Genomic DNA, 24296 nt, shown 5'->3' on the forward strand with positions numbered 1-24296 from the left:
CCCGACGTCTGCCGGCGCGGGCCCCGAGGGCGCCCGGTGGTGAGGTGCGGCCGCCGACGGAGCCGGGGTACGCACAGGGCGTTCCTCGGACGAGGTGTCACGCCCCGGTGCGCCATGGGCCACGGGCTCCTCGCGCCGGCCCGGTGCGCCGCGTCCCTCACGGTCACCGCGGCGGGCCCGGGGTCGGCCCTCACGCAGGATCAGGACCCACCACAGCGCACCGGCGAGGACCAGAGCGATCCCGACCGCGACGCCCGGCCCCAGCCAGGGCGTCCGTACCTCCTGCGGCCACGTCAGCGTGAGCGTCGCAGGTTCGGCGCCCTCCCCCACGGTCGCCACCAGCACGCTCCAGCGGCCCTGCTCAGCCGCCCACTCGAGGTCCACCGAACCGTCGCCCACGATCTCGGTGACCCACAGGTCGGACCCACGGGGGTCGGGCGGCGGCTCGACGGCTTCCTCCTCGGTGCCCTCCTCCCCGTCCTCCTCGGCTTGCTCCTCGGCGTCCTCGTCACCGGCCTCGTCGTCGGGCTCCGGCTGACGTGCCGCGACGTCCCGGGTCGCGAGCGTGCTCGCGTCCTGCAACCCGGTGACCCGGGTGTGGGCGTCGTCACCGATCCACGCCTCGACGTCCTCGGTCCGCCCCAGCGCGACCACGAGCGCCTCACCCTGTCCCTGCGCCCGGAGCGTCACCTGCTGGGCAGCCACGTCCAGGACCCCCGGCTCGGTCATGACCAGGGTGGCGCCGCTCTGCGCGGAGGCGACCAGCGAGTCCGCCGGGCGCCATGCCGTCGCCGAGGCGACAGCGAGCCCGGCCGCGACCAGACCGAGCACGCAGAGCGCGGTCGCAATAGCACGTTGGAGCACGGAACGTCCCTTCCGAAGTGACGTTCCACCATAGGCGAGCGCAGCACAGGCACGCGCCCCGGGGCCGGTCCGGTGGACAGCCGGGGCGAGGCTGCGCAGCGCGGCCCCACCCGGGCTCCCCGTGGCCCGGCCCCGACCGATACGCTGGTGCCCCGGTCGGCCCGAGCACGGTGACCGGCACGCGCTGCCGCCCCCCCGCGAGCAGCGCGACGCGGACACGCGCGCGGCTCGACGCCGCCCTGAGGAGGTTCTGGTGCCCGACGAGCGATCGCTCTTCCCCGTCGTGATGCGAGGGTACGACCGGACCCTGGTCGACCAGAGGCTGCAGCAGCTCGAGAAGCAGCTCGCCGACACCCGGCGCCAGGTGGAGCAGCTCGACTCCAAGGCCATGCAGGTCGCCGGCGAGCTCTCCGAGGCACACCGTCAGCTCCGAGAGGCGGAACGGCCCACGTACTCGGGCCTCGGGTCCCGGATCGAGCAGCTGCTCCGGTCCGCCGAGGAGCAGTCCTCGGACGTCGTTGCACAGGCCAACGCGCAGGCCGGCGACGCGACGGCACGCGCCAAGCTCGCGGCCGAGCAGATGCGTGCCCGCGCCGAGAACGAGGTGGCCGAGCTCCTGGCCACCGCACGCCGGGAGGCCGAGGACCTGCGTGCGAGTGCGGCGACGGAGTCCGAGAGCACGATCACCGGTGCCCACCGTCGTGCCGAGGAGCTGGTCGGCTCGGCCGAGCGTGAGGCCGCACGTATCTCCTCGGCGATCCGCACCGAGGAGAGCGAGCGCCGCACCACCCTCGAGCGCGAGCTCGGCACCCTGCGGGCCACCATCGAACGTGAGACCACAGAGCTGCGGGTCCGTACCGAGCAGGAGACCACCGAGCTGCGCACCCGCACGCAGAAGGAGGTGACCGCCGCGCGGACCGAGGCCGAGGAGTACGCGCACGACCTGAGGTCCTCGGCCGAGGCGGACACCACCGAGCTGCGACGCACCACCGAGCAGGAGACGTCCACGCTGCGCGCCGACGCCGAGCAGTACGCCGCCCGCCTGCGCTCGGAGGCCGAGAACGAGACCGCCGAGCTGCGGCGCACCACCGCCGAAGAGGTCGCTGCACTGCGCTCAGCCACCCAGGAGCACGCGGCCGCGGTACGCGCCGAGGCCGAGCGCGAGGCCCGTGCCGTCCTGCAACGCGCCGAGGCCGACGGGGCCGCCGTCCGGGCCGAGGCCGACACCTACGCCGGCTTCGTCCGCGCCACGGCCGACCGCGAGGTCACCGAGCTCCGGTCCACCGCGGCCCAGGAGGCCGCCCGGGCCAAGGACGAGCTCGCCCAGGAGCTCTCCGTCACCCGCGGGGACGCGGAGGCTTACGTCGCCGAGCTGCGGGAGACCGCCGAGCGGGAGACCACCGAGCTGCGCCAGACGACCCAGCGGGAGACCGCACACCTGCGCGAGGTCACCGAGCGGGAGACCACCGAGCTGCGCCAGGTCACCGAACGGGAGACCGCCGAGCTGCGCCAGACCACCGAGCGCGAGGCCGCTGCACTCCTCGACCGTTCCCGGCAGGAGGCCGACAAGGTCCTGACCGAGGCACGTCGAGCGGCTGCCGAGGCGACCACCACCGCCTCCAGCGAGGCCGAGGCGATCCGGGCCGAGGTCCGGGACCTGCGGGCAGAGGCCGAGATCGAGATCGCCGCCCGCAGGGAAGCCGCCGAGAAGGCTGACACCGAGCGACACGAACGCGCCAAGGCGGAGACCGAACGACTCGTCGCCGACTCCGAGGCCCACGCCCACGAGGCCGAGCAGAGGGTCGCCGCCGCCCTGCAGCAGGCAGAGAAGATCCGCCGGGACTCGGACGCGCACGCGAAGGACCTCCTGTCCAACGCACGCCGCAACGCCGACCGGGTGCTGGCGGAGGCCAGGGAGCACGCCGAGAAGGCCCTCTCAGAGGCGCTGACCGAGGCCGAGCGGGAGCGCACCACGGCCCAGCGGCAGGTCGAGGACCTCAACCGGCAGCGCGAGTCGATCACCTCCTACCTCGACGAGCTGCGCAACCTCCTCGGCAACGACCCGGTGCCCACGCGCGTGACGCTGCAGAAGGCCGAGGACGCCGAAGCCCGCTTCGCCGCCGCCACGGACGACGACCACCCGGCACCGGAGACGCAGAACCACGGTCCGCAGCCCGGGTCCGGTACCCCCACCGCACCCACCGACACGGCGCCCACGACGACCAGCACCGAGATCACCGGCGCCGAGACCGCGGACGCCCCGGGAGCGGACACGTCCCCGGCACCGGGTGAGGCCCCGAGGCAGACCGAGTCCACGAAGGACGCGGCCACCCACGCGGCACCCCCGGAGGCGAACGGCGCGACGAGCACCGGCAAGCAGGCTCGCCCCAAGAAGACGCCCACGGGATCGAAGCCACGCACGTGACGGCAGGGGACCCCGACTGGCGCGAGCAGCGCAGGCTCGCGGCTGACGAGCACGCGCGGGCTCTTCGGCGATCACAGCAGGCCGAGAGCAACCATGCACGGCGGCTGCTCGCCGAGTTCGTGGCCGAGGCCGGCCGCCGTGGGATCGAGCCCGTCCCGCTCCGTGCGCGCGGAGAGTCCGGTACCGGCCGTTACCGCACCGGGCTGCACGGCTGGTACCTGCGGCGCAACGAGTCCGTGGCCGTCAGCACCGAGGGCGACTTCTACGTTCTCAGAGTCCCAGGAGGTCTCAGGGCGCGACTCGCAGGGGCGACTCCTGAACCCTCCGACCCGCCCCTGGTGCTCGGCAAGGGCGCCCGCGACGGTGAGTCCATCGACCTGAAGGACGCACTCGCGATCGTGCTCGACGCAGGTCCCCGCTGAGGGCTCGCCGCCCTCAGCCGGGACCCACCCGTCAGACGCGCGCGGCCGCGCGGCCCGCCCGCGCCAAGAGCTCCCCCAACGCCGCCGCGACCGGCTCAGGGCTCTCGTTCGACGTCATGTGGCCGGCACCCCGGACCACGACGAGCTCGCTGTCCTTCAGCGCCTCGACCATGTGCTGGGCCGTCGGGACGGGCGACAGCTCGTCCTCGTCCCCGACCACGACGACCGAGGGCCCCTCGTAGCCCGCCAGGGCGTCGGTCCGGTCGGGGCGTGCAGCCATCGCCTCCTGGGCCCAGGCCACGGCGCGTGGCCCCTGGTCCCTGATCCAGCCTTCGATCCGTTCCACGAGGTCCGGGCGCGCCACCCGGTTCGAGGCACCCAGCACCGAGGTCCTCATGCCGAACACGGCGTCCACCCTGTGCTCGGCCACGACGGTCCGCGCGATCTCGAGCCGCTTGGATCGGGCCCCCTCGTCATCGGCCGTCGACTTGGTGTCGATGAGACCGACACCGGCCACGAGGTCGGGGTGCCGCTCCAGCAGCGCCATCGCGACGTACCCCCCCATGGACAGCCCCCCGATCACCGCGCGGTCCACGCCGGCGGAACGCAGCGTCGCCGCCACACCATCGGCCATCACGTCCACCGACGGTGCGTCACGGTCGGCGCCGAGCGCAGCGGCGATGTCCGGGCCGCTGGGCGAGGCGCCGAACCCCGGGAGGTCAGGGGCCAGGACCGTTCGATCCCCGGGAAGCAGGTCGGTCACGTCCAGCCACATCCGATGGTCGAGCGGGAAGCCGTGCAGCAGCACCAGGGGCAGCAGCCCCGCCTCTCCCTCGCGCAGCACGTGCAGGCGAAGCATCCGGTCCCTCGTCATCCGACCCTCCCGAAGTCGTTCACAGGTACGCCGACCTTCGTCCCGTACCCCGTCACACGTGCCACGCGCGTCAACGCGTCTCGTCGTCGTCTCCGCCGGCGGTCTCGACCGGCCCCTCATAGCGTGCCGGAAGCGGACCGCGTCCGGGCAGGACGTGGGTCACGATCTCGTCCAGCACCCTGCGGACCGAAGGTTCCCCGACCCACAGGTGCTTGGCCCCGTCCACCGCGATCACCTCGGCCTGCCGCACCGCGGCGAAGCGCCTACGGGCCTCGGCCGGGCGCAGGAAGTCGTCGTGCTCGGGCACCAGGACCACCAGGGGCTTGCCGAACGCGTCCCATGCGGCCAGATCGGCGTCGGTGGCCCGGTGCAACGGGGGTGACAGGAGCACCGCGCCCTCGATCGACGGGTCCGCGCCGTGCATGAGGGCCAGCTCGGTACCGAACGACCACCCCACGAGCCAACGCCGGGGCAAGTCGTGGAACTCGGCGTACTCGATCGCCGCGGCCACGTCGAACCGCTCACCGCGCCCCTCGTCGAACTCGCCCTCGCTGCGTCCCCGAGGGCTGGACGTGCCGCGGGTGTTGAAGCGCAGCACCGCGAGGTCGGCAAGCGCCGGTAGCCGCCACGCCGCCTTGCGCAGCACGTGCGAGTCCATGAACCCACCGTGCGTCGGCAACGGGTGCAAGGTGATCAACGTGGCCAGCGGGTCCCGGACCGCGGGGAGGGCGACCTCGCCGACGAGCCGCAACCCGTCAGCGGTGTGGAGCTCGATGTCCTCACGCCGCGCCGGCAGGACACTCAGGGCACGGATCTCCTGGGGGGCGGTCTGCTCGCTGGTGCTCATCGGGACGAGCCTAGCCACGTCCGGCACGCCACGCCGTGCAAGTCTCACCGGGTCAACGGCGCCGACCACGAGCCGTCCAGCACGCCGAGTGCCAGTGCCGCCTCAGCTCCAGGGCGGCCTGTGAGCCGAGCAACCCGTCGGCCGCCCACGCCACCACGTGCGCGGCCCCGGCAGGGATCATCTGGTTGCACCCGGGGCACCGGTACTCCTTGGCACCGCCACGCACCTGCTGCACCGTCCAGTCCCCGTCCGGCCCGGACTCCGACCGCCGCCCCCCCAGGGCGCGGTCGAGGTCCAGCTCGCGGTGCGGGCCCTGGCGGCGGCGCGGTCGACGGGAAGGCATGCCACCAGTCTCCCGCAGCGGTGGCGGACCGGGGCGCCGCTCAGGCCAGCGAGGGTGCCGACTCCGGCGCCGGGATCTGGTGCGTGCGCACGAGCTCCCGGTACCAGTAGGCGGAGTCCTTCCAGATCCGCTCCTGGGTCTCGTAGTCGATCCGCACGATGCCGAACCTCCGGTGGTACCCGTACGCCCACTCGAAGTTGTCCATCAGCGACCACACGAAGTAGCCGCGCACGTCCGCACCGGCGTCCATGGCCTGGCCCACGGCGTCCACGTGCCTCGCCACGTAGCTGACCCGCTCGGCGTCGTGCACCCGTCCGGCGGCGGTGACCTCGTCAGCGAACGCGGCACCGTTCTCGGTGACCATGAGCGGCAGGTCGGGGTACGTGCGGGAGAGCCCGGTGAGGAGCTCGGTCATCCCGGACGGGTCGATGTTCCAGCCCATCGCGGTGTGCGGTCCGGGCTGCGGCAGGAACTCCACGTCGTCGGCACCGACCCACGCCGACGCCGCCGACGCGCCGTGCCCGTCGGCCATGGTGCGCTCGTGGTCCGGGACGTACCGGCGGACCCGCTGGGTGGAGTAGAAGTTCACCCCGAGCACGTCCAGCCCCGTGTGGGTCGTGACCAGGTCGCCGTCCCGCACGAACGACCAGTCCGACAGGTGCGAGGTGTCCTCGATGACGTCGGCCGGGTACCGGCCGTCCAGGACCGGCTGCAGGAACACCCGGTTCGCGAGGCCGTCGATCTTGCGGGCCGCGTCCACGTCCTCCGGCTTGGACGGGTCGTCCGGGCGCGCCACGTGGAGGTTCAACGTGAGGGAGAGGGTTCCCGCCTCACCCAGCACGTCCCGCACCACGCGACCGGCCAGCCCGTGGGCGAGGTTGAGGTGGTGCACCGCGGCGAGGGCGTCGGCGGCGTCCTGGCGCCCCGGAGCGTGGACCCCCGAGGCGTAGCCCAGGTACGACGAGCACCACGGCTCGTTGAGCGTGGTCCACACCTTCACCCGGTCGCGGTAGGACTCCACGACCTTCTGGGCGTAGTCAGCGAACCGCAGCGCGGTGTCCCGGGCCGGCCACCCGCCGGCGTCCTCCAGCGGCTGGGGAAGGTCCCAGTGGTACATCGTCACGACAGGGTCGATGCCCGCAGCAAGGAGGTCGTCGATGAGCCGGTCGTAGAACGCCAGCCCCTCGGCGTTGAACTCCCCCGCACCGGTGGGCTGGATACGAGGCCACGCCAGGGAGAACCTGTACGCGTCCAGGCCGAGCTCGGTCATCATCGCGATGTCCTGCGCGGTGCGGTGGTAGTGATCAGCGGCGACCGCACCGGAGTGACCGTCGAGCACCTTGCCGGGCGTGGCCGAGAACGTGTCCCAGATGCAGGGCCCGCGACCGTCCTCGGTCGTGGCGCCCTCGATCTGGTACGAGGCGGTCGCGGCGCCCCACACGAACGAGTCGGGGAAGCTGCGGGCCTGGCCTGGCGTCGTCGTCATGCCGTCATCCTGTCTGTCAGTTCTTCGTCGCCCTGGACGCGTCCACCCTGTGGGAGCGCGCTCACGGCCTCATGTTCTCATGTTCCACCGGAGGGACGACCACCCCGCCACGCACGACGGACCTGACCTCGAGCTCCGGACCGAGCACCACCATGTCCGCCTTGGCGCCCGGTCGCAGGTGACCCAGGTCCGCGCGACCGAGGACACGCGCCGGCGTCGCCGTGGCCGACCGGAGGGCCTCCACGAGCGGCACACCCGACCTGACCGTGGAACGGAGCACGTCGATCAAGGTCGAGGCGCCGCCGGCCAGCGCCCCGCAGCCGGTGCGCGCCACCCCGTCACGGACACGGACGACCCCCTCGCCCCACGGCACCTCCCGATCGCCCAGCCCCGCCGCCGGCGTGGCGTCGCTCACCAACGCCACCGACCGCGGGCCGACCATCTCGAGCACGGCCCGCACCGTCTGCGGGGCCAGGTGGACCCCGTCCGCGACCAGCTCCAGGACGGCAGCACCCCGGCCGGCGGCCGCCAGGCACTCCAGGACCGGACCGGGGTCACGATGGTGCGGCACCGGCATCCCGTTGAACAGGTGCGTCACCGTCGGGCGCGTGGACCGTGCCCCCGCCGCCGCGAGATCGGACCGAGCCTGTTCGAGGGCGGCACGCGCGGTGTCGGCCGAGGCACGCGTGTGCCCGAGGGACGGCAGGACACCGAGCAGACCCGCCGCAGACCACGCCCCGTCCTGACCGAGGACACCGGGCACCTCCGGCGCCATCGTCATGGACACCAGGTGCCCTCCGAACGCGTCGGCGGCCTCGTGCACGGAGCGCGCCGATCCAGGCCGCATGAACCTCCCGTCCTGCGCGCCGGCGTGGTGCGGTGACAGGAACGGGCCCTCCAGGTGCACCCCGGCGAGGTCACCCCGCTCGGCGGCAGCCGTCAGGACCGTGGCGGCCCCCAGCATGTGCACCCATCGCGCGGTCATCACCGACGCGACCACCGAGGTCGTGCCGGAACGCCAGTGGACCTCGAGCGCACGGCGCACGTCCCCGGTCGAGCGCACCGAGCCGAGATCGACGCCCCCACCTCCGTGACAGTGCAGGTCGACCAGCCCGGGAACCACGACGTCATCGCTGACGGGCGGGGCCACGAACACCGGTGGCAGAGAACCGCTGGGCCCTGACCACAAGACGCGCTCCCCGGCCACGACACAGCCGTCCGCGACCTCAGGACCCGCGCCCAGCAGCCTGCCGCGCAGCACCACCGGCCGACCGCGGCCGGTCCCACCGGACCCCTCCAGATCGCGATCCACGGGACTCAGAACAACCGTGACTCCACGTCGTCCACACCACGCATCGCGTCGTAGTCGAGCACCACGCAGCTGATGCCCCGGTCCTCGGCGAGCACCCGCGCCTGGGGCTTGATCTCCTGGGCCGCGTAGACGCCCCGGACCGGTGACAGGTGCGGATCGCGGTTGAGCAGCTCCAGGTACCTCGTCAGCTGCTCGACACCGTCGATGTCTCCCCGGCGCTTGATCTCGACAGCGACGCTGCCCCCGGCGGGATCCTTGGCGAGGATGTCGACGGGGCCGATCGCCGTGGGGAACTCACGCCTGACCAGGGTGTGGCCGTCGCCGAGCACCTCGATCTGCTCCGCGAGCAGCGCCTGGAGATGAGCCTCGACCCCGTCCTTGACCAGGCCCGGGTCCAGGCCGAGCTCGTGCACCGAGTCGTGGAGCACCTCGTGGAGCTCCACGACCAGCCGGTCGTCGCTCTTCGCGTGCTGGACCGCCCACACCTCGGTGACACCACGCGCCTCGGCCTCGGCACCTGGCGTCTGCACGGCCAGCGAGCACGGCGGGCTCATCCAGTTGAGAGGCTTGTACGAGCCACCGTCGGAGTGGAGCAGGACGCTCCCGTCCGCCTTCACGAGCAGCAGTCGGGTGGCCAGCGGCAGGCGCGCCGTCAGCCGACCCGAGTACAAGGCCTCGCACCGCGCGATCACCACACGCATCAGATCACTCTCCCGATCGGTCGTGGCCCGGACTCGAGCCACGAGACGAGACCGGCGCACGCAGGTACGGACATCGCGAGGTCGAAGGTCTCACCCCCGTGGAGGCATCTGACGAGGAGCATCTCCTGCCCGTGCTCGTCCTGCTCACCCAGGGGCGTCCTCTCCAGCAGCGTCAGCTCTCCGCGGGACCACGTGCGCGCGGGCCTCGGCGCCAGCGATACGGCTCGCCACCACGCGATCCGCCCGTGGGTGTACTGCGCGATCCCGGCCGTCCAGCGGTCCTCGTGCCGCACCCCGCACGCGAAGGACCCGACTCTCCTGCTGAGCGTCCGGAGCCGCGACAGGTACAGCCCGGCGAGAACGACGACTGCGACGAGGAGGACGGCGGTGAGGCCGCCGAGGACGACGCTCGTCACACCGGGCTCCACCGTCGTCGTTCAGGCCTGGACGACGGACCCCTCGGCGGAGTCCACGACGACCGTCACTTGGTCGTGGTCCACCGAGAGGAATCCGGCACCGACCGCGACGCGGACGGCCGCCTCCCCCACCGGGGTGATCCGGACCGGTCCCGGCTGCAGCACCGCGAGCACGGGCGCGTGACCGGGCAGGATCCCGATCTCGCCCTCGGCCGCGGGCGCGCTCAGCATGCTCGCGGCGCCGGACCAGACCTTGCGGTCGGCCGCGACGAGGTCGACCTCCAGGTGTGCCACGGGTGACTCCTCAGACTAGACGGCTGCAGACAGGGTAGCGGGGCGTCAGCCGATCTCGGCCTGGAGGCGAGCCCAGTTGCGCTCGAGGTCCTCCAGACCACCGATGTTGAAGAACGCCTGCTCTGCGATGTGGTCGAAGTCCCCGTCCGCGATCTTGGTGAAGGCCTCGATCGTCTCCGACAGCGGCACCGTCGAGCCGGGCACACCGGTGAACTGGGTTGCCATGTAGGTGTTCTGCGACAAGAACTGCTGAATCCGACGCGCCCGTGCGACGACGACCTTGTCCTCCTCGGAGAGCTCGTCGACACCCATGATGGCGATGATGTCCTGGAGCTCCTTGTTCCGCTGGAGGATCTGCTTGACCCGGACTGCCGCGTCGTAGTGCGCCTGACCGACGTAACGCGGGTCGAGGATGCGGGAGGTGGACGTCAGCGGGTCCACGGCCGGGTACAGACCCCGCGAGGCGATCTCACGCGACAGCTCGGTGGTGGCGTCCAGGTGCGCGAACGTCGTGGCCGGAGCGGGGTCGGTGTAGTCGTCCACAGGCACGTAGATGGCCTGGAGCGAGGTGATCGAGTGACCACGCGTCGAGGTGATGCGCTCCTGGAGCTGACCCATCTCGTCGGCGAGGTTCGGCTGGTAACCGACCGCCGACGGCATCCGACCCAGGAGGGTCGAGACCTCGGACCCCGCCTGGGTGAACCGGAAGATGTTGTCGATGAACAGCAGCACGTCCTGCTTCTGCACGTCGCGGAAGTACTCCGCCATCGTCAGCGCGGACAGCGCCACCCGCAGACGCGTGCCCGGCGGCTCGTCCATCTGTCCGAAGACCAGGGCGGTCTGCTTGATGACCCCGGACTCGGTCATCTCCTCGATCAGGTCGTTGCCCTCACGGGTGCGCTCACCGACCCCGGCGAACACGGAGACACCGTTGTGGTTGTTGGCGACGCGGTAGATCATCTCCTGGATCAGGACCGTCTTACCCACACCTGCGCCACCGAAGAGCCCGATCTTGCCGCCCTGGACGTACGGGGTCAGCAGGTCGATGACCTTGATTCCGGTCTCGAACATCTGGGTCTTGGACTCGAGCTGGTCGAACGCCGGGGGCTTGCGGTGGATCGGCCAGCGCTCGGTCACCTCGATGCGCTCACCCTCCTTGAGGTTGAGCACCTCACCGGTCACGTCGAAGACGTGGCCCTTGGTCACGTCCCCGACGGGCACGCTGATCGGCTCCCCCGTGTCCACCACGAGTGCGCCGCGGACGAGGCCGTCGGTCGGCTTCAGCGCGATGGCACGCACCATGGAGTCACCGAGGTGCTGGGCGACCTCGAGGCGGAGCGTGATGACCGTCTCGCCCTCACCCTGGGCGGTGAGGTCGATCGTGGTCTCCAGGGCGTTGTAGATCTCCGGGAGTGCGTCGGGCGGGAACTCGATGTCGACGACCGGGCCGATCACCCGGGCGACCCGGCCCGTGCCGGTCCCGCCCTTGGGCTGGGCCGCGGCGTCGGTGGTGGTGGCAGTCATGTCTCTCTCGCTTCGCTCGACCGGAGGATGGCCCCGGTGGGTGTGTGCGGTCTGGGGTGCGGGTCGATCAGGACGAGGCCGACAGCGCGTCCGCGCCGGACACGATCTCGCTGATCTCCTGGGTGATCTCGGCCTGGCGCGCCTGGTTGGCGAGCCTGGTGAAGGTGCGGATGAGGTCCTCGGCGTTCTCGGTGGCCGTGTGCATCGCACGCTGCCGCGCGGCGAGCTCGGACGCCGCCGCCTGCAGGAGGCAGCTGTAGATCCGGCTCGAGATGTAGCGGGGCAGGAGGGCGTCGAGGACCTCTTCGGGTGACGGCTCGAACTCGTACAGCGGAAGCATCTCGCTCGCGTCGCTCGCCTCCCCCTCCACGACCTCCAGTGGAAGCATCCGGACCACGCGCGGCGTCTGGGTCACCATGTTCACGAACCGCGTGTAGACCACGTGCAGCTCGCTGACCCCGCCCTCGTCGGCATCGGCCAGGAACGCGTCCAGCAGGGTCGAGGCGATCTCCTCGGCGGTCTCCACCTCCGGGGCGTCCGACGCCCCGGTCCACTGCCGCGTGATCTCACGGTGACGGAACGTGAAGTACGACACGCCCCGTCGACCGGCCACGTACAGCGACACGGTCTTGCCCTCGGCCGTGAGCTGCTCGATCAGCCGCTCACCCTCCCGGATCACCGACGCGGAGTACGCGCCGGCCATGCCCCGGTCGGACGTCACGAGCAGGACCGCGACCCGCTGGGTGTCGGTCCGCTCGCTGGTGAGAGGGTGATCGACCTCGGCGTGCGTCGCGACCGCCGACACCGCTCGGGTGATCGCCTGCGAGTACGGCGAGGCGGCCGCCACACGGTCCCGCGCCTTGCTGATGCGCGAGGCCGCCATCAGCTCCATCGCACGGAAGATCTTCTTGAGCGACTGCGTCGACCGGATCCGCTGCCGGTAGACCCGCTGCTGGCCCGCCACGTTCAGCCCCGCTTCTGCTTGACGATCTGCTCCTGCTCGACCTCGGCCTCGGCACCGTCGGCCAGGGTCGCGTCCGTCGTCAGATCAGCGCCCTCGGAGACCACGAACGTCGACGCGAAGTCGTCGATCGCCGCGCCCAGAGCCGCCTCGGTGTCCTCACCGAGCTGACCCGTCTCGGCGATCGTCGTCAGCACGTCGCTGTTCCGGCGAAGGTGGTCGAGCATCTCCGTCTCGAAGCGCCGGACCTCGGACAACGGGACCGAGTCCAGCTTGCCCTTGGTACCTGCCCAGATCGAGGCCACCTGCTCCGCCACCGGGTACGGCGAGTACTGGGGCTGCTTGAGCAGCTCCATCAGACGCGCGCCACGGGTCAGCTGCTGACGCGAGGCCGCGTCGAGGTCGGAGGCGAACATCGCGAACGCCTCGAGCGAGCGGTACTGCGCAAGGTCGATCTTGAGCGTCCCGGAGACCTTCTTCATGGCCTTGACCTGCGCCGAACCACCCACACGCGACACCGAGATACCGACGTCGACCGCCGGACGCTGGTCGGCGTTGAAGAGGTCGGACTGCAGGAAGATCTGACCGTCGGTGATCGAGATGACGTTCGTCGGGATGTACGCCGAGACGTCGTTGGCCTTGGTCTCGATCATCGGCAGTCCGGTCATCGAGCCCGCGCCGAGCTCGTCGTTGAGCTTCGCACAACGCTCCAGCAGCCGGGAGTGCAGGTAGAACACGTCGCCCGGGTACGCCTCACGGCCCGGCGGCCGACGAAGGAGCAGCGACACGGCGCGGTACGCCTCGGCCTGCTTGGACAGGTCGTCGAAGACGACGAGCACGTGCTTGCCGCCGTACATCCAGTGCTGGCCGATCGCCGAGCCCGTGTAGGGGGCCAGGTACTTGAAGCCGGCAGGGTCGGAGGCGGGAGCCGCGACGATGGTCGTGTACTCCAGGGCGCCGGCCTCCTCGAGCGCTCCGCGGACCGCCGCGATGGTCGAGCCCTTCTGCCCGATCGCGACGTAGATGCAACGCACCTGCTTCGTCGGGTCGCCGGACTCCCAGTTGGCCTTCTGGTTGATGATCGTGTCGATCGCGATCGCCGTCTTGCCGGTCTGCCGGTCGCCGATGATCAGCTGCCGCTGACCGCGACCGATCGGGATCATCGCGTCGATGGCCTTCAGGCCGGTCTGCAGCGGCTCGTGGACGCTCTTACGGGCCATGACGCCCGGGGCCTGGAGCTCCAGGGCACGACGACCCTCGGTCGCGATCTCGCCGAGACCGTCGATCGGGTGACCGAGCGGGTCCACGACACGCCCCAGGTAACCGTCACCCACGGCCACGGACAGGACCTCACCGGTCCGGCGGACCGTCTGGCCCTCCTCGATGCCGGTGAACTCGCCCAGCACCACGACGCCGATCTCTCGCACGTCGAGGTTCAGCGCGAGGCCGAGCGTGCCGTCCTCGAACTCGAGCAGCTCGTTGGCCATCGCCCCCGGCAGGCCCTCGACCTGCGCGATCCCGTCGCCCGCGAGAGTCACGCGGCCGACCTCCTCGCGCACGGCGCCCTGCGGCTCGTAGGACTTCACGAAGCTGTCCAGAGCAGCCCGGATCTCCTCGGGCTTGATCGTCAGCTCAGCCATGGGTCTCTCTCCTGTCGTGACGGCACCGGTGTGCTGTCGCATCGTCTGCACGAGCCGGCAGGCTCGGTTGTCATGGGGGCGGCCTAGCCGGCCAGTCGCCGTCGCGCGTCATCGAGCCGGCCCAGCACGGTCGCGTCCACGACCTCCGAACCGACCTCGATCCGCAGACCGCCGATGACGGCCGGGTCGACGGACACGTTGAGCTGCACGGGGCGCTCGTAGGTGCGCTCCAGCAGCGCGACCAGGCGCGCACGCTGCGCCTCGGTCAGGACCGTCGCGGCGGTGACCTTGGCCACCAGCCGCCGTCGACGCTCCGCCGTGAGCCGGCCCAGGTGCGCCAGCGCCGCCGTGATGCTGCGACCCCGTGGCGCACGCGCCACCCGCTCGAGCAGCTCCACGGTCAGCGGGTGAGCCTGCTCGCCGAACACCTGACGCACCAGCGCCGCCCGCCTGGACGGCTCGGCCGAGCGATCGGTCAGGGCCTGACGGAGAGCACGCTCGCCCGCCAGGACACGGTCGATCCGGAAGAGCTCGTCCTCGACCTGCGCCAGGGCCCCGTCGTGGTCGGCCGCTGCGAGCACGGAGTCGGTCGCGAGCAGCTCCACGGCCTGCACCAGGTCCGCCTCGGCGGACCAGCGGGCACGGACCAGCGCGGACACCACGGCCACGACCCGGTCGTCGACCTTGCCCGCAAGGAGTCCGGCGACCAGTCCGCTCTTGTCCTCGCCGCTGCGTGCAGGGTCGCTCAGGGCACGGCGCAGCGCGCTCGACCCGTCGAGGGCGTCCACCACCGCGAACAGGTCACGGCCCAGGGACGCCGCCGACGAACCGGCAGCGCGCAGGACCGGCTCGTAGCCCTCGGCCACTGCCTGCAGCGACGCCTGTCCCGTGCCGCGCATCAGGTCCGGTCCACCGTGGTCGACTCGAGCTCGTCGAGGAACCGGTCGATCACTCGCGACTGGCGGGCGGAGTCGGCGAGCGCCTCGCCCACGATCCGTGACGCCAGCTCGGTCGCCAACGACCCGACCTCGGCACGCAGGGCCTGCGAGGCCTGCTGCTGCTCGGCCTCGATCTGCCGCTGCGCGTTCTCCAGGATCCGCGCGGCGTCCTGGGAAGCCTTCGTGCGCAGCTCCTCGATGATCGTGGCACCCTCGGCCCTCGCCGCCTCACGGATCCGTCCGGCCTCGGCGCGAGCCTCGGCCAGCTGCCGGGTGTACTCCTCCAGGGCCTCCTGCGCCTCGGCCTGCGCGGTCTCGGCCTTGGCGATACCGCCCTGGATGAGCTCGGCGCGCTCGTCCAGGATGCGCGTGAAGGCCGGCAGGACCTTCTTCCAGAAGACCAGCGCGATGACGACCAGCGCCAGGGCCGACCAGACGACCTCCTCCAGCGGGGGGACGAACATCATCACGCCCTCCGGGGCGTTCCCCTCCCCGGCGGCGATCACGGTCGCGTCGATCATGAGAACATCAGACCCGCGACCAGCCCGATCAGGCCCAGGGCCTCGACCAGTGCCATACCGATGAACATGTTGATCCGCAGCTGGCCGGCGACCTCAGGCTGGCGAGCGGTGCTCTCCTGGGTCTTCGCGACCAGCATGCCGATACCGAGGGCCGGGCCCAGGGTCGCCAGACCGTAGCCGATCGTCGCGATGTTGCCGGTCACCTGGGCGAGGATGGTGCTGTCCACTGTGATTCCTTCCATGGTCCCCCGCACGTCGCGCGCAGGGTGTTGTCACATCGGTCGAACGGCCGCGGTCGCGACCGACGGTAGGTCAGTGCGCCTCCTGCGAGAGGTTGATGTACACCGCCGTCAGGAGCGTGAAGATATAGGCCTGCAGCGCAGAGATGAAGATCTCGAACACGGTGAAGGCGATCGAGGCACCGAACGTCACCACACCGACAGCGGCGAACGCCGGACCGGCCTCCACGAAGAAGTAGTGCGTCATGGCGAAGAACAGCACGAGCAGCAGGTGCCCGGCGAGCATGTTCGACATGAGACGGATGGTGAGCGTCGCCGGCCGCAGGATGAAGGTCGAGAGGACCTCGATGGGAGCCAGGATGAAGTAGAGGGGCCACGGGACACCCGAGGGGAACAACGTGGTCCGGACGTAGCCGAACACGCCGTGAGCCCGGATGCCCGCCACGATGAACGCGACGAACGACGCGACGGCGAGCAGCAGCGGCACCGCCACCACGCTGTTGGAGGAGATGTTCAGCAGCGGCAGCACACCGGTGATGTTCAGCGCGAAGATCGCGAAGAACATGGTGGTGAGCAGCGGCACGTAGGGACGCGCGTGGTTCTTGCCGAGAACCTCTTCGGCGATGTTGACCCGGACGAAGTCCAGCCCCATCTCGGCGATGCTCTGGGCACGACCGGGGACCAGCCGGGCGCGGTTGGCGAGGATCCAGAAGACCACGCACAGGACGACCGTGGCCAGGATGCGCACGAAGGTCACGCGGTTGAACTCGAAGATCGTGCCCTCGAAGGCGATGGCCGGAGGGAAGAACTCGTCCATCGTCGGGATGTGGATCCCACCGCCCTCACCGGCGGCGAGCAGGAGGTCCGTCGCTGCGGTGATCAGAGCGCACTCCCCGAGGTCGTCGGCCGCGCGGGCGCGCCAAAGACAGCGCGTCGTCGGACCGAGTTGGTGTGGATCGCGGAAATCGTAACCCATGAGGCCGTGTCGGCCGAACTCGGTCCGCCTCCGCAGGCTGCAGCGTCGGAGGTGCGCGAGGGACCATGGTCCCGGGCCTCGACGGGCCTGCCGCGGGGCACCGTCACCCGGCGTCCCGCGCGGTCCCGGCGCCCGGCTCGACGTACGGGACCCGCACGCTCGTCACCGCCCGGAAGTCGACCCAGATCGACCCGATCACCCCGACCAGGACCACCACCCCGAACACCGGGCGGTCGTAGAACTGCGCGTCCCGCAGCAGCGCGACCACGACCAGCAGCAAGGCCATCTTGGCGATCCAGGTGCCCACGAGTGCCGCGCTCGCCACCGTGACCGACGACCTCGCGGTACGGAGCATGGCGACCACGGTGCTGCCGGTGAACACCAGCGTCACCGCCGACGCGATCAGCGCCGACCAGAGGCCCGGGGTCCCCGCGACGAGGTAGCCACCGACTCCTCCCAGGACGGTCACCGCACCCATGAGCACGAGCACCCCACGCAGGGCCCGCCGGAACACGTCGCTCGTCGTCGCCACCGGTGACGAGCCCGTCGGCGCTGCACCGTCGGTCCGTGGCCGGTCGTCTCGGGGATCGGTCATCGTGTCGCACTCCTCGTCGTCGGTCTCGGTCGTAGGGCGGCGCCGCGCATCGGTCCCAAGGTCAGCAGCAGGACCACCACCGCACCTGCCCCGAGCACACCCAGGGTCGTCCCGGTGGTCCACACGGCAAGGCCCGCGGCGCCGAACGCGAACAGCGCGGTCCACAGGTACATGATCAGGACCGCGCGACGGTGGGAGTGGCCCAGCTCCAGCAACCGGTGGTGCAGGTGGAGCCGATCGGGGTGGAACGGCGACCGTCCCGCCCCCACTCGACGGACCACCGCCAGGCCCATGTCCAGCAGCGGCAGGAGCAGCACCGCCACCGGCAGGACGATCGGGAGGAACGCCGGGATCTGCTGCCGCTCCTCCACCACCACGGTGTCGATCTGCCCCGTCACCACGATGCCGGCCGCTGCGATGACCAGGCCGATGAGCATCGACCCCGAGTCCCCCATGAAGATCCTGGCGGGGTGGAAGTTGTGCGGAAGGAACCCCAGGCACGCCCCGACGAGGACCGCGACCACCAGGCTCGCGACGTTCGCGTAGTTCTCGGCGCTGACGTCGCGGGACAGCAGGTAGGTGTAGACGAAGAACCCCGTGCCACCGATCGCGACCACCCCCGCTGCCAGCCCGTCGAGGCCGTCCACGAAGTTCACGGCGTTCATCGCCACCACGATCACCAGGACGGTCACGACGAGCGAGAGCTGTGAGCTGCCGATGGTCTGGCCGGCGATCGGCACGGCATAGAGCCAGACGCCTCCCTGCCAGGCCATCACGCCTGCGGCGAGCACCTGACCGATCAGCTTGGTGAACCAGTCCAGGTCCCAGATGTCGTCCGCCACACCGAGCAGGCAGACCATCGCCGCACCGCCCAGGATCGCCCACGCCTCCCGCTGGCTGAAGACGCCCTCGAGGAACGGCATCCGGGAAGCCACGACCATCGCTGCGGCGATCCCGAGCAGCATCGCCACGCCACCGAGCCGCGGGGTGGGGACGGAGTGCACGTCACGGGAGCGCACCGCCGTGATCGCACCGGTGCGCAGCGCCAACCACCGCGCCAGCGGCGTCGTCAGGTACGTCACGGACGCCGCGACCAGCACGACGAGGAGGTAGACCCTCACGTGTCCTCCCCCACGGGTTCGACATCGGCGACGGTACGGAGGAGCTCCAGGCCGACAGCGCCCGCCCGCACGACCCGCAGGCGCCCACCGGTCGCGTCGACGATCGTCGACGGTGTCGTTCCCGGCGCGGGGCCGGCGTCCAGGTACACGGAGACGGACGGGCCCAGCTGGTCCTGGGCGTCCTGCGCGTTGCGGGTGGCCGGGCTCCCGCTCAGGTGCGCCCCGGTGACCGCCAGCGGGCCGGTCCGGCGCAGCAGCGCCAGCGCAGCGGCGTGATCGGGCACGCGCACCGCCACGGTCCCGGCCGCGTCGCCCAGGTCCCACGCCAGGGACGGCTGGGACCTGCAGATCACCGTCAGCCCACCGGGCCAGAACGCCTGGACCAGGTCGCGCACGGCGTCCGGCACGTCGGTGCACAGGCCGTCCAGGGTGCGGGCGTCGGGCACCAGGACCGGCGGTGGCACCGCAGGGACCCGACGCCTGACCGATGCGAGCGCTGCGACCGCCTCGGGCTGGAACGCGTCGGCCCCGAGCCCGTACACCGTGTCCGTCGGGAGCACCACCAGCCCACCGCGCGCCAGGGCGTTGACGGCCTCGTCCATGGACGGCCCCCAGGTCTGGGGGTCGGTGCATCCCAGGACGACGCTCACGGGCGGGAGTCTTTCACGACGCGCCTCCGCGCCGGGCCACGACCATCCGCGGACGTCCGGTCAGATCGTCGCGGGTCTCGACGTCGTCGAAGACCCCGCGTGCCGCGACCAGCTCACGCACCGCCGTGGCCTGCACCTCGGCGTGCTCCATCACCAGCAGACCCCCGGTCCGCAGCAGCGACCCCGCTGCTGTCACCACTCCACGCGGAACCGCCAGGCCGTCGGGACCACCTCCGTACAGGGCGAGGTCCGGGTCGTGGTCGCGCACCTCAGGGTCCACCGGAACAGCGTGGGGCGGGATGTACGGGGGGTTCGACACCACCACGTCGACCGAACCGGCGACGTCGGAGAGGATCCTCGGGTCGGTCGCGTCGCCCACGCGGGTCAGGACCGTGACGCCGACCGCGCGGGCGTTGTCCTCCGTGAGCGCGACCGCCTCGCCGGACAGGTCGACCGCGTGGACCTGGGACCCCGGCACCTCGTGCGCCACCGACACGGCCATCCCTCCGGCCCCGCAGCAGAGGTCGACCACGACCGGCACCCTGCGGGCCGCCACCCGCAGCGCCTCACGCACCGCCACCTCGGCGACGACCTCGGTCTCCGGGCGCGGGACGAACACCCCCGGCCGGACCTCGAGCCGCACGTGCCGGAAGAACGCGTGCCCGACGATGTGCTGCAACGGCTCCCGCCGACAGCGCCGCTCGACGAGCCCGGCCAGGCGGGAGGTGAAGTCCGCCGGCAACGGCGGCGGCAGGACCAGGTCCAGGCGGTCCACCCCCAGCACGTGGGCCGCGAGGGCGCACGCGTCATGGTCGGGCGACCCCACCCCGGCCTCGGCGAGCAGCGACGCCGCACCACGCACCGCGGCCCGGAGCGTCGCCGTCCGACCGTGGTCGTGGCCGAGGCCTGCGGCGGTCACTCGGCCGCCCCCGCCGCGGCCAGCCGCTCCGCCTCCTCGGCCGCCATGCAGGACTGCACGACCGCGTCGAGGTCACCGGCGAGCACCTGGTCGAGGTTGTACGCCTTGAACCCGGTCCGGTGGTCCACGATGCGGTTCTCGGGGAAGTTGTAGGTCCGGATCCTCTCGGACCGGTCCACGGTCCGCACCTGGGACCTCCGGAGCTCGGAGGCCTCGGCAGCTGCCTGCTCCTGCTGGACCGCGAGCAGGCGAGCACGCAGGATCCGCAGGGCGGACTCCTTGTTCTGCAGCTGGGACTTCTCGTTCTGGCAGGCGACGACCAGCCCCGAGGGCAGGTGGGTGATCCGCACCGCGGAGTCCGTGGTGTTGACCGACTGCCCACCGGGTCCCGAGGAACGGAACACGTCGACGCGGAGGTCGGCCGGGTCGATCTCCAGCTCTGCGGGGTCCTCGACGTCAGGCAGGGCCACCACGCCGGCGGCGGAGGTGTGGATCCGGCCCTGGGACTCGGTCACCGGCACCCGCTGCACCCGGTGCACGCCGCCCTCGAACTTCAGGTGCGCCCACACCCCGTCCTCGGGTGCGACGTCGCCGCGGGCCTTGACGGCCAGCGTGACGTCCTTCATGCCACCCAGGTCCGAGACCGTGGACCCCAGCACATCGGTGCGCCAGCCCCGCCGCTCGGCGAAGCGCTGGTACATGCGCAGCAGGTCGGCGGCGAACAAGGCGGACTCCTCGCCCCCCTCCCCCGCCTTGATCTCGATCAGGACGTCCCGGGAGTCGTCGGGGTCGCGCGGGATGAGCACCCGACGCAGGCGGTCCCGGGCGGCCTCCTCGGCCGAGCGCAGCTCCCCGAGCTCGGAGGCGAACCCCGGGTCCTCCTCGGCCAGCTCCGCTGCGGCCTCGGCGTCGTCGCGTGCCGCGCGCCACTGCTGGTAGGCCGCCACCACCCGTCCCAGCTCGGCGTACCGACGGCCCAAGGACCTGGCCCGGCGCGCGTCGGCGTGGACGGCGGGATCGGCGAGCTCGGCCTCGATCCGGGCGTGCTCGGCCAGGGACGGTGCCACCGCGTCGGCGACCTCGTTCACGGGTGGTCCCTCCCAGGACGGTTCACGGGCACGACGACGCCGGCGGGCCCATCCCGGCTCGTGACGAGCCGGGCGTGGTCACCGCCGGCGTCGGGTGGACTACTTGGAGTCCTGCTTGCCGTAGCGAGCCTGGAACCGGGCCACGCGGCCACCGGTGTCGAGGATCTTCTGCTTGCCCGTGTAGAACGGGTGGCAGGCGCTGCACACGTCCGCGTGGATGCTGCCGGAGGTCGCGGTGCTGCGCGTCACGAACGAGGCGCCGCACGTGCAGGTCACGCGGGTCTCGACGTACTCCGGGTGGATGTCGCTCTTCACAGTGGTTCTCCTATCGACGGGCCTCCGGGTCGCCTGCGCTGATCGCAGGCGTGAACCGCAGACCGAAGGGACAGTCTGCCAGACGGTCGGTCCGGGCCATAACCGGACCGACCGTCCGGATCAGTCCTCGTGCTGCCCGGGCGCGCTGGGCGTGGTCTTCTGCACCTGGAGCAGGAACTCGACGTTCGAGCTCGTCTCGCGCAGCTTCGAGAGCAGGAGCTCGATGGCCTGCTGCTGGTCCAACGCGCTCATGACCCGTCGCAGTTTCCAGCTGATCTTGAGCTCGTCGGCGGGGATGAGGATCTCCTCCCGGCGGGTACCGGAGGCGTCCACGTCCACCGCGGGGAAGATCCGCTTGTCGGCCAGGGTCCGCGAGAGCTTGAGCTCCATGTTCCCGGTGCCCTTGAACTCCTCGAAGATCACCTCGTCGGCCTTCGACCCGGTCTCGACCAGGGCGGTGGCGAGGATCGTGAGCGACCCCCCGTTCTCGATGTTGCGGGCCGCGCCGAAGAACCGCTTGGGCGGGTACAGGGCGCTGGAGTCCACACCACCGGACAGGATGCGGCCCGACGCCGGTGCCGCGATGTTGTACGCCCGTCCCAGGCGCGTGATCGAGTCGAGGAGGACCACCACGTCCTGACCGAGCTCGACCAGACGCTTGGCACGTTCGATCGCCAGCTCGGCGACGGTCGTGTGGTCGTCGGCGGGCCGGTCGAACGTCGAGGCGATCACCTCTCCGTTCACCGTCCGCTGCATGTCGGTGACCTCTTCGGGGCGCTCGTCCACGAGCACGACCATGAGGTGGACCTCGGGGTTGTTCTGGGAGATCGCGTTCGCGATCGCCTGCAGCACGAGCGTCTTGCCGGCCTTGGGCGGGGAGACGATCAGGCCACGCTGACCCTTGCCGATCGGTGCGACGAGGTCGATGACCCGGGTGGTCATCACGTTCGGGACGGTCTCCAGACGCAGGCGCTCCTGGGGGTACAGCGGGGTGAGCTTGCCGAACTCGGGCCGCTTGCGCGACTCCTCGGCCCCCATGCCGTTGATCGAGTCCAGACGCACCAGTGCGTTGACCTTCGACCCGCGGCCCTGCGACTGCGCCTCGCCCTCCCGCGGCTGCCGCACCGCGCCGACCACGGCGTCGCCCTTCCGCATCCCGTTCTTCTTGACCTGGTTCATCGACACGTACACGTCGTTGTCACCGGGCAGGTACCCGGAGGTGCGCACGAACGCGTAGTTGTCCTTGATGTCCAGGATCCCCGCGACCGGGAGCAGGACGTCGTCGTCCGAGACCTCGACGTCCTCGTAGCCCCCCAGGTCGTTCTGACCACCACGCCCGCGTCGCTTGCCACGGTCACGGTCACGGTTGCGGCCCCGACGTCGACGTCCGCCGCCCTCCTCGCCGTCACCGCGCTGCTGGTCCGCGGGGCCGCGTGTCGCGCCGTCACGACCCTGCTGACGCCCCTGGCCCTCGCGACCCTGGCCACCCTCACGCCCGGGACCGCTGTCACGACCGTGCGTGCCCTCGCGCTGGCCTCCGTCGCGCTGACCGCCGTCACCGTCGCGACCACCGTCGCCCTTGCGTTGGTCCTCACCCTGCTTCTCACGGCCGGGACGTCCGCTGTCGTCACCGGCGGGCGGGCCTTCACCGCGCCCGGACCGGCGGGATCGACGACCCTCACCGGAGACCGCCCTGGCGGCCTCCGCGGCCCGGGCGGCACGCTCGTCAGCGCCCTCGCCGGCGTTCTCGGCCTGCTTGTCGGGGTCCTTCACTGGCGGCAGGTCGAGGAGCGGGGTGGTGCGGGACCTGGTCTCCTCCGCAGGAGTCGCAGTCTGCTTCGCGGCCGGTGCCTGCCCGGCGGACCTCGACCCTGCGGACGTGCCCGAACCCCGACGTTCCTTGATGGCCGCCACCAGGTCGGCCTTGCGCATGCCGGAGGTCCCCGTGATGCCGATCTCTGCCGCCAGCGCCTGCAGCTCCGGGAGCCTCAGGCCCGACAGCGCGGCACCTCTGGAGGCCGCGGGCTTGCGGCCGGAGTCCGCACCGCTGGACTCGACGGCCTCGGTGGTGTCTGTCACGAAGGATCCTTCCCCCTCGTCGGCGGCCGTCACTGCACGGGAGGGCCGCATGGGTTCGACGCCCGGTCTCGTCCGGACGCGCTGGTCGCCACGGTGGGATCGTGCGCCGGAGCGCGGTCATCACCTGGCTGGGCCCCGCCGGCGGATTGTCCCGGTACGCACCGTGGTGCACCTCGAGGTGCACGATGTCCGCGCGGAGTGCCGGGGGGATGACCCTACGGTACCACCAGCCGAACGACGGTCGTCAGAGCCGGTGGACAGCGCCGGTGGGCGGCGAGGTCGGCACGCTCACCTGGCGGCGCTCGCCTCGCCCACGTGCAACGCCCGTGCCCCGTCCAGGGCGATCCCCGGGCGGAGCTCACGCCACCCACCGTCCCCCCCGTGGACGGCGGCCAGCGCGGCGCGGCGCGCCACCTCGCCCTCGTCCGCAGCGGCCGAGGGCTGGAGGACCAGGACGGACGGGCCCGCACCCGAGACGACCGCAGCCTGACCGCGGGACCGGAGCTCACCCACGAGTCGCAACGTCGGGGCCATGACCTCGGCCCGGTAGGGCTGGTGCAGCACGTCCTCGGTCGCCTCGAGCAGCAGGGTCGGCTCGTGGCACAGCGCGTGGACGAGGAGCGCCGCCCGGCCGGCCGTCCTGGCGGCATCGGCGTGCGGGACCGTCGGCGGCAGCACCCCCCGGGCCTTGCGGGTCGCGCACGTGTCGTCCGGGACGAGCACGACCGCCTCGACGTCCGCGCGCA

24 protein-coding genes and 2 pseudogenes are annotated in these 24296 nt (G+C 71.6%); 2 read left to right on the forward strand and 24 right to left on the reverse strand.

From position 1 onward, the window contains the following. Nucleotides 1–864, reverse strand: a pseudogene (locus tag N869_RS04260) (hypothetical protein); the annotation flags it as partial. A gap of 253 nt (nt 865–1117) precedes the next feature. Between N869_RS04260 and N869_RS04265 the strand changes: the two are divergent. After that, nucleotides 1118–3289, forward strand: coding sequence for a coiled-coil domain-containing protein (locus tag N869_RS04265; RefSeq protein ID WP_052104962.1), 2172 nt, complete (start codon nt 1118–1120; stop codon nt 3287–3289). After that, nucleotides 3286–3711, forward strand: a complete 426-nt coding sequence (locus N869_RS04270) for a hypothetical protein (protein WP_035058331.1) — start codon at nt 3286–3288, stop codon at nt 3709–3711. Before N869_RS04265 ends, N869_RS04270 begins: the two co-directional genes overlap by 4 nt. A gap of 31 nt (nt 3712–3742) precedes the next feature. On the opposite strand, the gene N869_RS04275 is transcribed toward N869_RS04270, so the two are convergent. From N869_RS04275 to N869_RS17655, 23 genes and pseudogenes are all read right to left on the reverse strand, one after another. Beyond that, nucleotides 3743–4585 carry an alpha/beta fold hydrolase gene (locus N869_RS04275; RefSeq protein WP_035058332.1) on the reverse strand — a complete coding sequence of 281 codons (843 nt, stop codon included), beginning with the start codon at nt 4583–4585 and terminating at the stop codon, nt 3743–3745. A gap of 70 nt (nt 4586–4655) precedes the next feature. Then, nucleotides 4656–5432 (reverse strand): alpha/beta hydrolase, encoded by a 777-nt coding sequence (locus tag N869_RS04280; protein ID WP_035058333.1) that lies wholly within the window; start codon nt 5430–5432, stop codon nt 4656–4658. A gap of 52 nt (nt 5433–5484) precedes the next feature. Then, nucleotides 5485–5775 (reverse strand): hypothetical protein, encoded by a 291-nt coding sequence (locus N869_RS04285; RefSeq protein ID WP_035058335.1) that lies wholly within the window; start codon nt 5773–5775, stop codon nt 5485–5487. Between the two features lie 40 nt (nt 5776–5815). Next, nucleotides 5816–7261, reverse strand: a complete 1446-nt coding sequence (locus tag N869_RS04290) for a GH1 family beta-glucosidase (protein WP_035058338.1) — start codon at nt 7259–7261, stop codon at nt 5816–5818. 61 nt (nt 7262–7322) lie between these two features. Next, the gene (locus N869_RS04295) at nt 7323–8573 is read right to left on the reverse strand and encodes an N-acetylglucosamine-6-phosphate deacetylase (RefSeq protein WP_232229603.1); all 1251 of its coding nucleotides are present in this window, start codon (nt 8571–8573) and stop codon (nt 7323–7325) included. Between the two features lie 5 nt (nt 8574–8578). Continuing rightward, nucleotides 8579–9274 (reverse strand): endonuclease NucS, encoded by a 696-nt coding sequence (gene nucS / locus N869_RS04300; protein WP_035058339.1) that lies wholly within the window; start codon nt 9272–9274, stop codon nt 8579–8581. Then, on the reverse strand, nt 9274–9690 hold the full coding sequence (locus N869_RS04305; RefSeq protein ID WP_035058342.1) for a DUF2550 family protein: 417 nt from the start codon (nt 9688–9690) through the stop codon (nt 9274–9276). Before N869_RS04305 ends, nucS begins: the two co-directional genes overlap by 1 nt. A gap of 21 nt (nt 9691–9711) precedes the next feature. Continuing rightward, a complete protein-coding gene (locus N869_RS04310; protein ID WP_035058345.1) occupies nt 9712–9984 on the reverse strand; it encodes a F0F1 ATP synthase subunit epsilon in 273 nt (90 codons plus the stop codon). A gap of 45 nt (nt 9985–10029) precedes the next feature. Next, entirely contained in the window at nt 10030–11508 is a 1479-nt protein-coding gene (atpD, locus tag N869_RS04315) for a F0F1 ATP synthase subunit beta (RefSeq protein ID WP_035058347.1), read from the reverse strand. 67 nt (nt 11509–11575) lie between these two features. After that, nucleotides 11576–12472, reverse strand: a complete 897-nt coding sequence (locus N869_RS04320; protein WP_035058350.1) for a F0F1 ATP synthase subunit gamma — start codon at nt 12470–12472, stop codon at nt 11576–11578. Nucleotides 12473–12474: 2 nt separating this feature from the next. Next, nucleotides 12475–14109, reverse strand: coding sequence for a F0F1 ATP synthase subunit alpha (atpA, locus tag N869_RS04325; protein WP_035058352.1), 1635 nt, complete (start codon nt 14107–14109; stop codon nt 12475–12477). A gap of 83 nt (nt 14110–14192) precedes the next feature. After that, a complete protein-coding gene (locus tag N869_RS04330) occupies nt 14193–15008 on the reverse strand; it encodes a F0F1 ATP synthase subunit delta (RefSeq protein WP_035058355.1) in 816 nt (271 codons plus the stop codon). Continuing rightward, on the reverse strand, nt 15008–15568 hold the full coding sequence (locus N869_RS04335; protein WP_035058359.1) for a F0F1 ATP synthase subunit B: 561 nt from the start codon (nt 15566–15568) through the stop codon (nt 15008–15010). The genes N869_RS04330 and N869_RS04335 overlap by 1 nt, the downstream gene beginning before the upstream one ends. Next, on the reverse strand, nt 15565–15795 hold the full coding sequence (atpE, locus tag N869_RS04340) for an ATP synthase F0 subunit C (RefSeq protein WP_035058361.1): 231 nt from the start codon (nt 15793–15795) through the stop codon (nt 15565–15567). The genes N869_RS04335 and atpE overlap by 4 nt, the downstream gene beginning before the upstream one ends. Before the next feature lie 85 nt (nt 15796–15880). Continuing rightward, on the reverse strand, nt 15881–16783 hold the full coding sequence (gene atpB / locus N869_RS04345; protein WP_084136408.1) for a F0F1 ATP synthase subunit A: 903 nt from the start codon (nt 16781–16783) through the stop codon (nt 15881–15883). Nucleotides 16784–16886: 103 nt separating this feature from the next. Next, complete coding sequence (locus N869_RS04350; protein WP_035058363.1) at nt 16887–17378, reverse strand: hypothetical protein; 492 nt, start codon at nt 17376–17378, stop codon at nt 16887–16889. Next, nucleotides 17375–18499: an MraY family glycosyltransferase gene (locus N869_RS04355; RefSeq protein WP_035058365.1), complete on the reverse strand. Its 1125-nt coding sequence runs from the start codon at nt 18497–18499 to the stop codon at nt 17375–17377. Before N869_RS04355 ends, N869_RS04350 begins: the two co-directional genes overlap by 4 nt. Beyond that, nucleotides 18496–19101, reverse strand: coding sequence for an L-threonylcarbamoyladenylate synthase (locus tag N869_RS04360; RefSeq protein ID WP_052104967.1), 606 nt, complete (start codon nt 19099–19101; stop codon nt 18496–18498). The genes N869_RS04355 and N869_RS04360 overlap by 4 nt, the downstream gene beginning before the upstream one ends. A 61-nt stretch (nt 19102–19162) precedes the next feature. Further along, on the reverse strand, nt 19163–20068 hold the full coding sequence (prmC, locus tag N869_RS04365) for a peptide chain release factor N(5)-glutamine methyltransferase (RefSeq protein WP_156968341.1): 906 nt from the start codon (nt 20066–20068) through the stop codon (nt 19163–19165). Next, nucleotides 20065–21156, reverse strand: a complete 1092-nt coding sequence (gene prfA, locus N869_RS04370) for a peptide chain release factor 1 (protein WP_035058368.1) — start codon at nt 21154–21156, stop codon at nt 20065–20067. The genes prmC and prfA overlap by 4 nt, the downstream gene beginning before the upstream one ends. A gap of 99 nt (nt 21157–21255) precedes the next feature. Continuing rightward, a complete protein-coding gene (rpmE, locus tag N869_RS04375) occupies nt 21256–21471 on the reverse strand; it encodes a 50S ribosomal protein L31 (RefSeq protein WP_035058371.1) in 216 nt (71 codons plus the stop codon). A 120-nt stretch (nt 21472–21591) separates the two neighbouring features. Beyond that, nucleotides 21592–23550, reverse strand: coding sequence for a transcription termination factor Rho (gene rho, locus N869_RS04380; protein ID WP_035058389.1), 1959 nt, complete (start codon nt 23548–23550; stop codon nt 21592–21594). A gap of 288 nt (nt 23551–23838) precedes the next feature. Next, nucleotides 23839–24296, reverse strand: a pseudogene (locus N869_RS17655) (homoserine kinase); the annotation flags it as partial.

The sequence above is a fragment of the Cellulomonas bogoriensis 69B4 = DSM 16987 genome, from assembly GCF_000767165.1.
Classification (GTDB): domain Bacteria; phylum Actinomycetota; class Actinomycetes; order Actinomycetales; family Cellulomonadaceae; genus Actinotalea; species Actinotalea bogoriensis.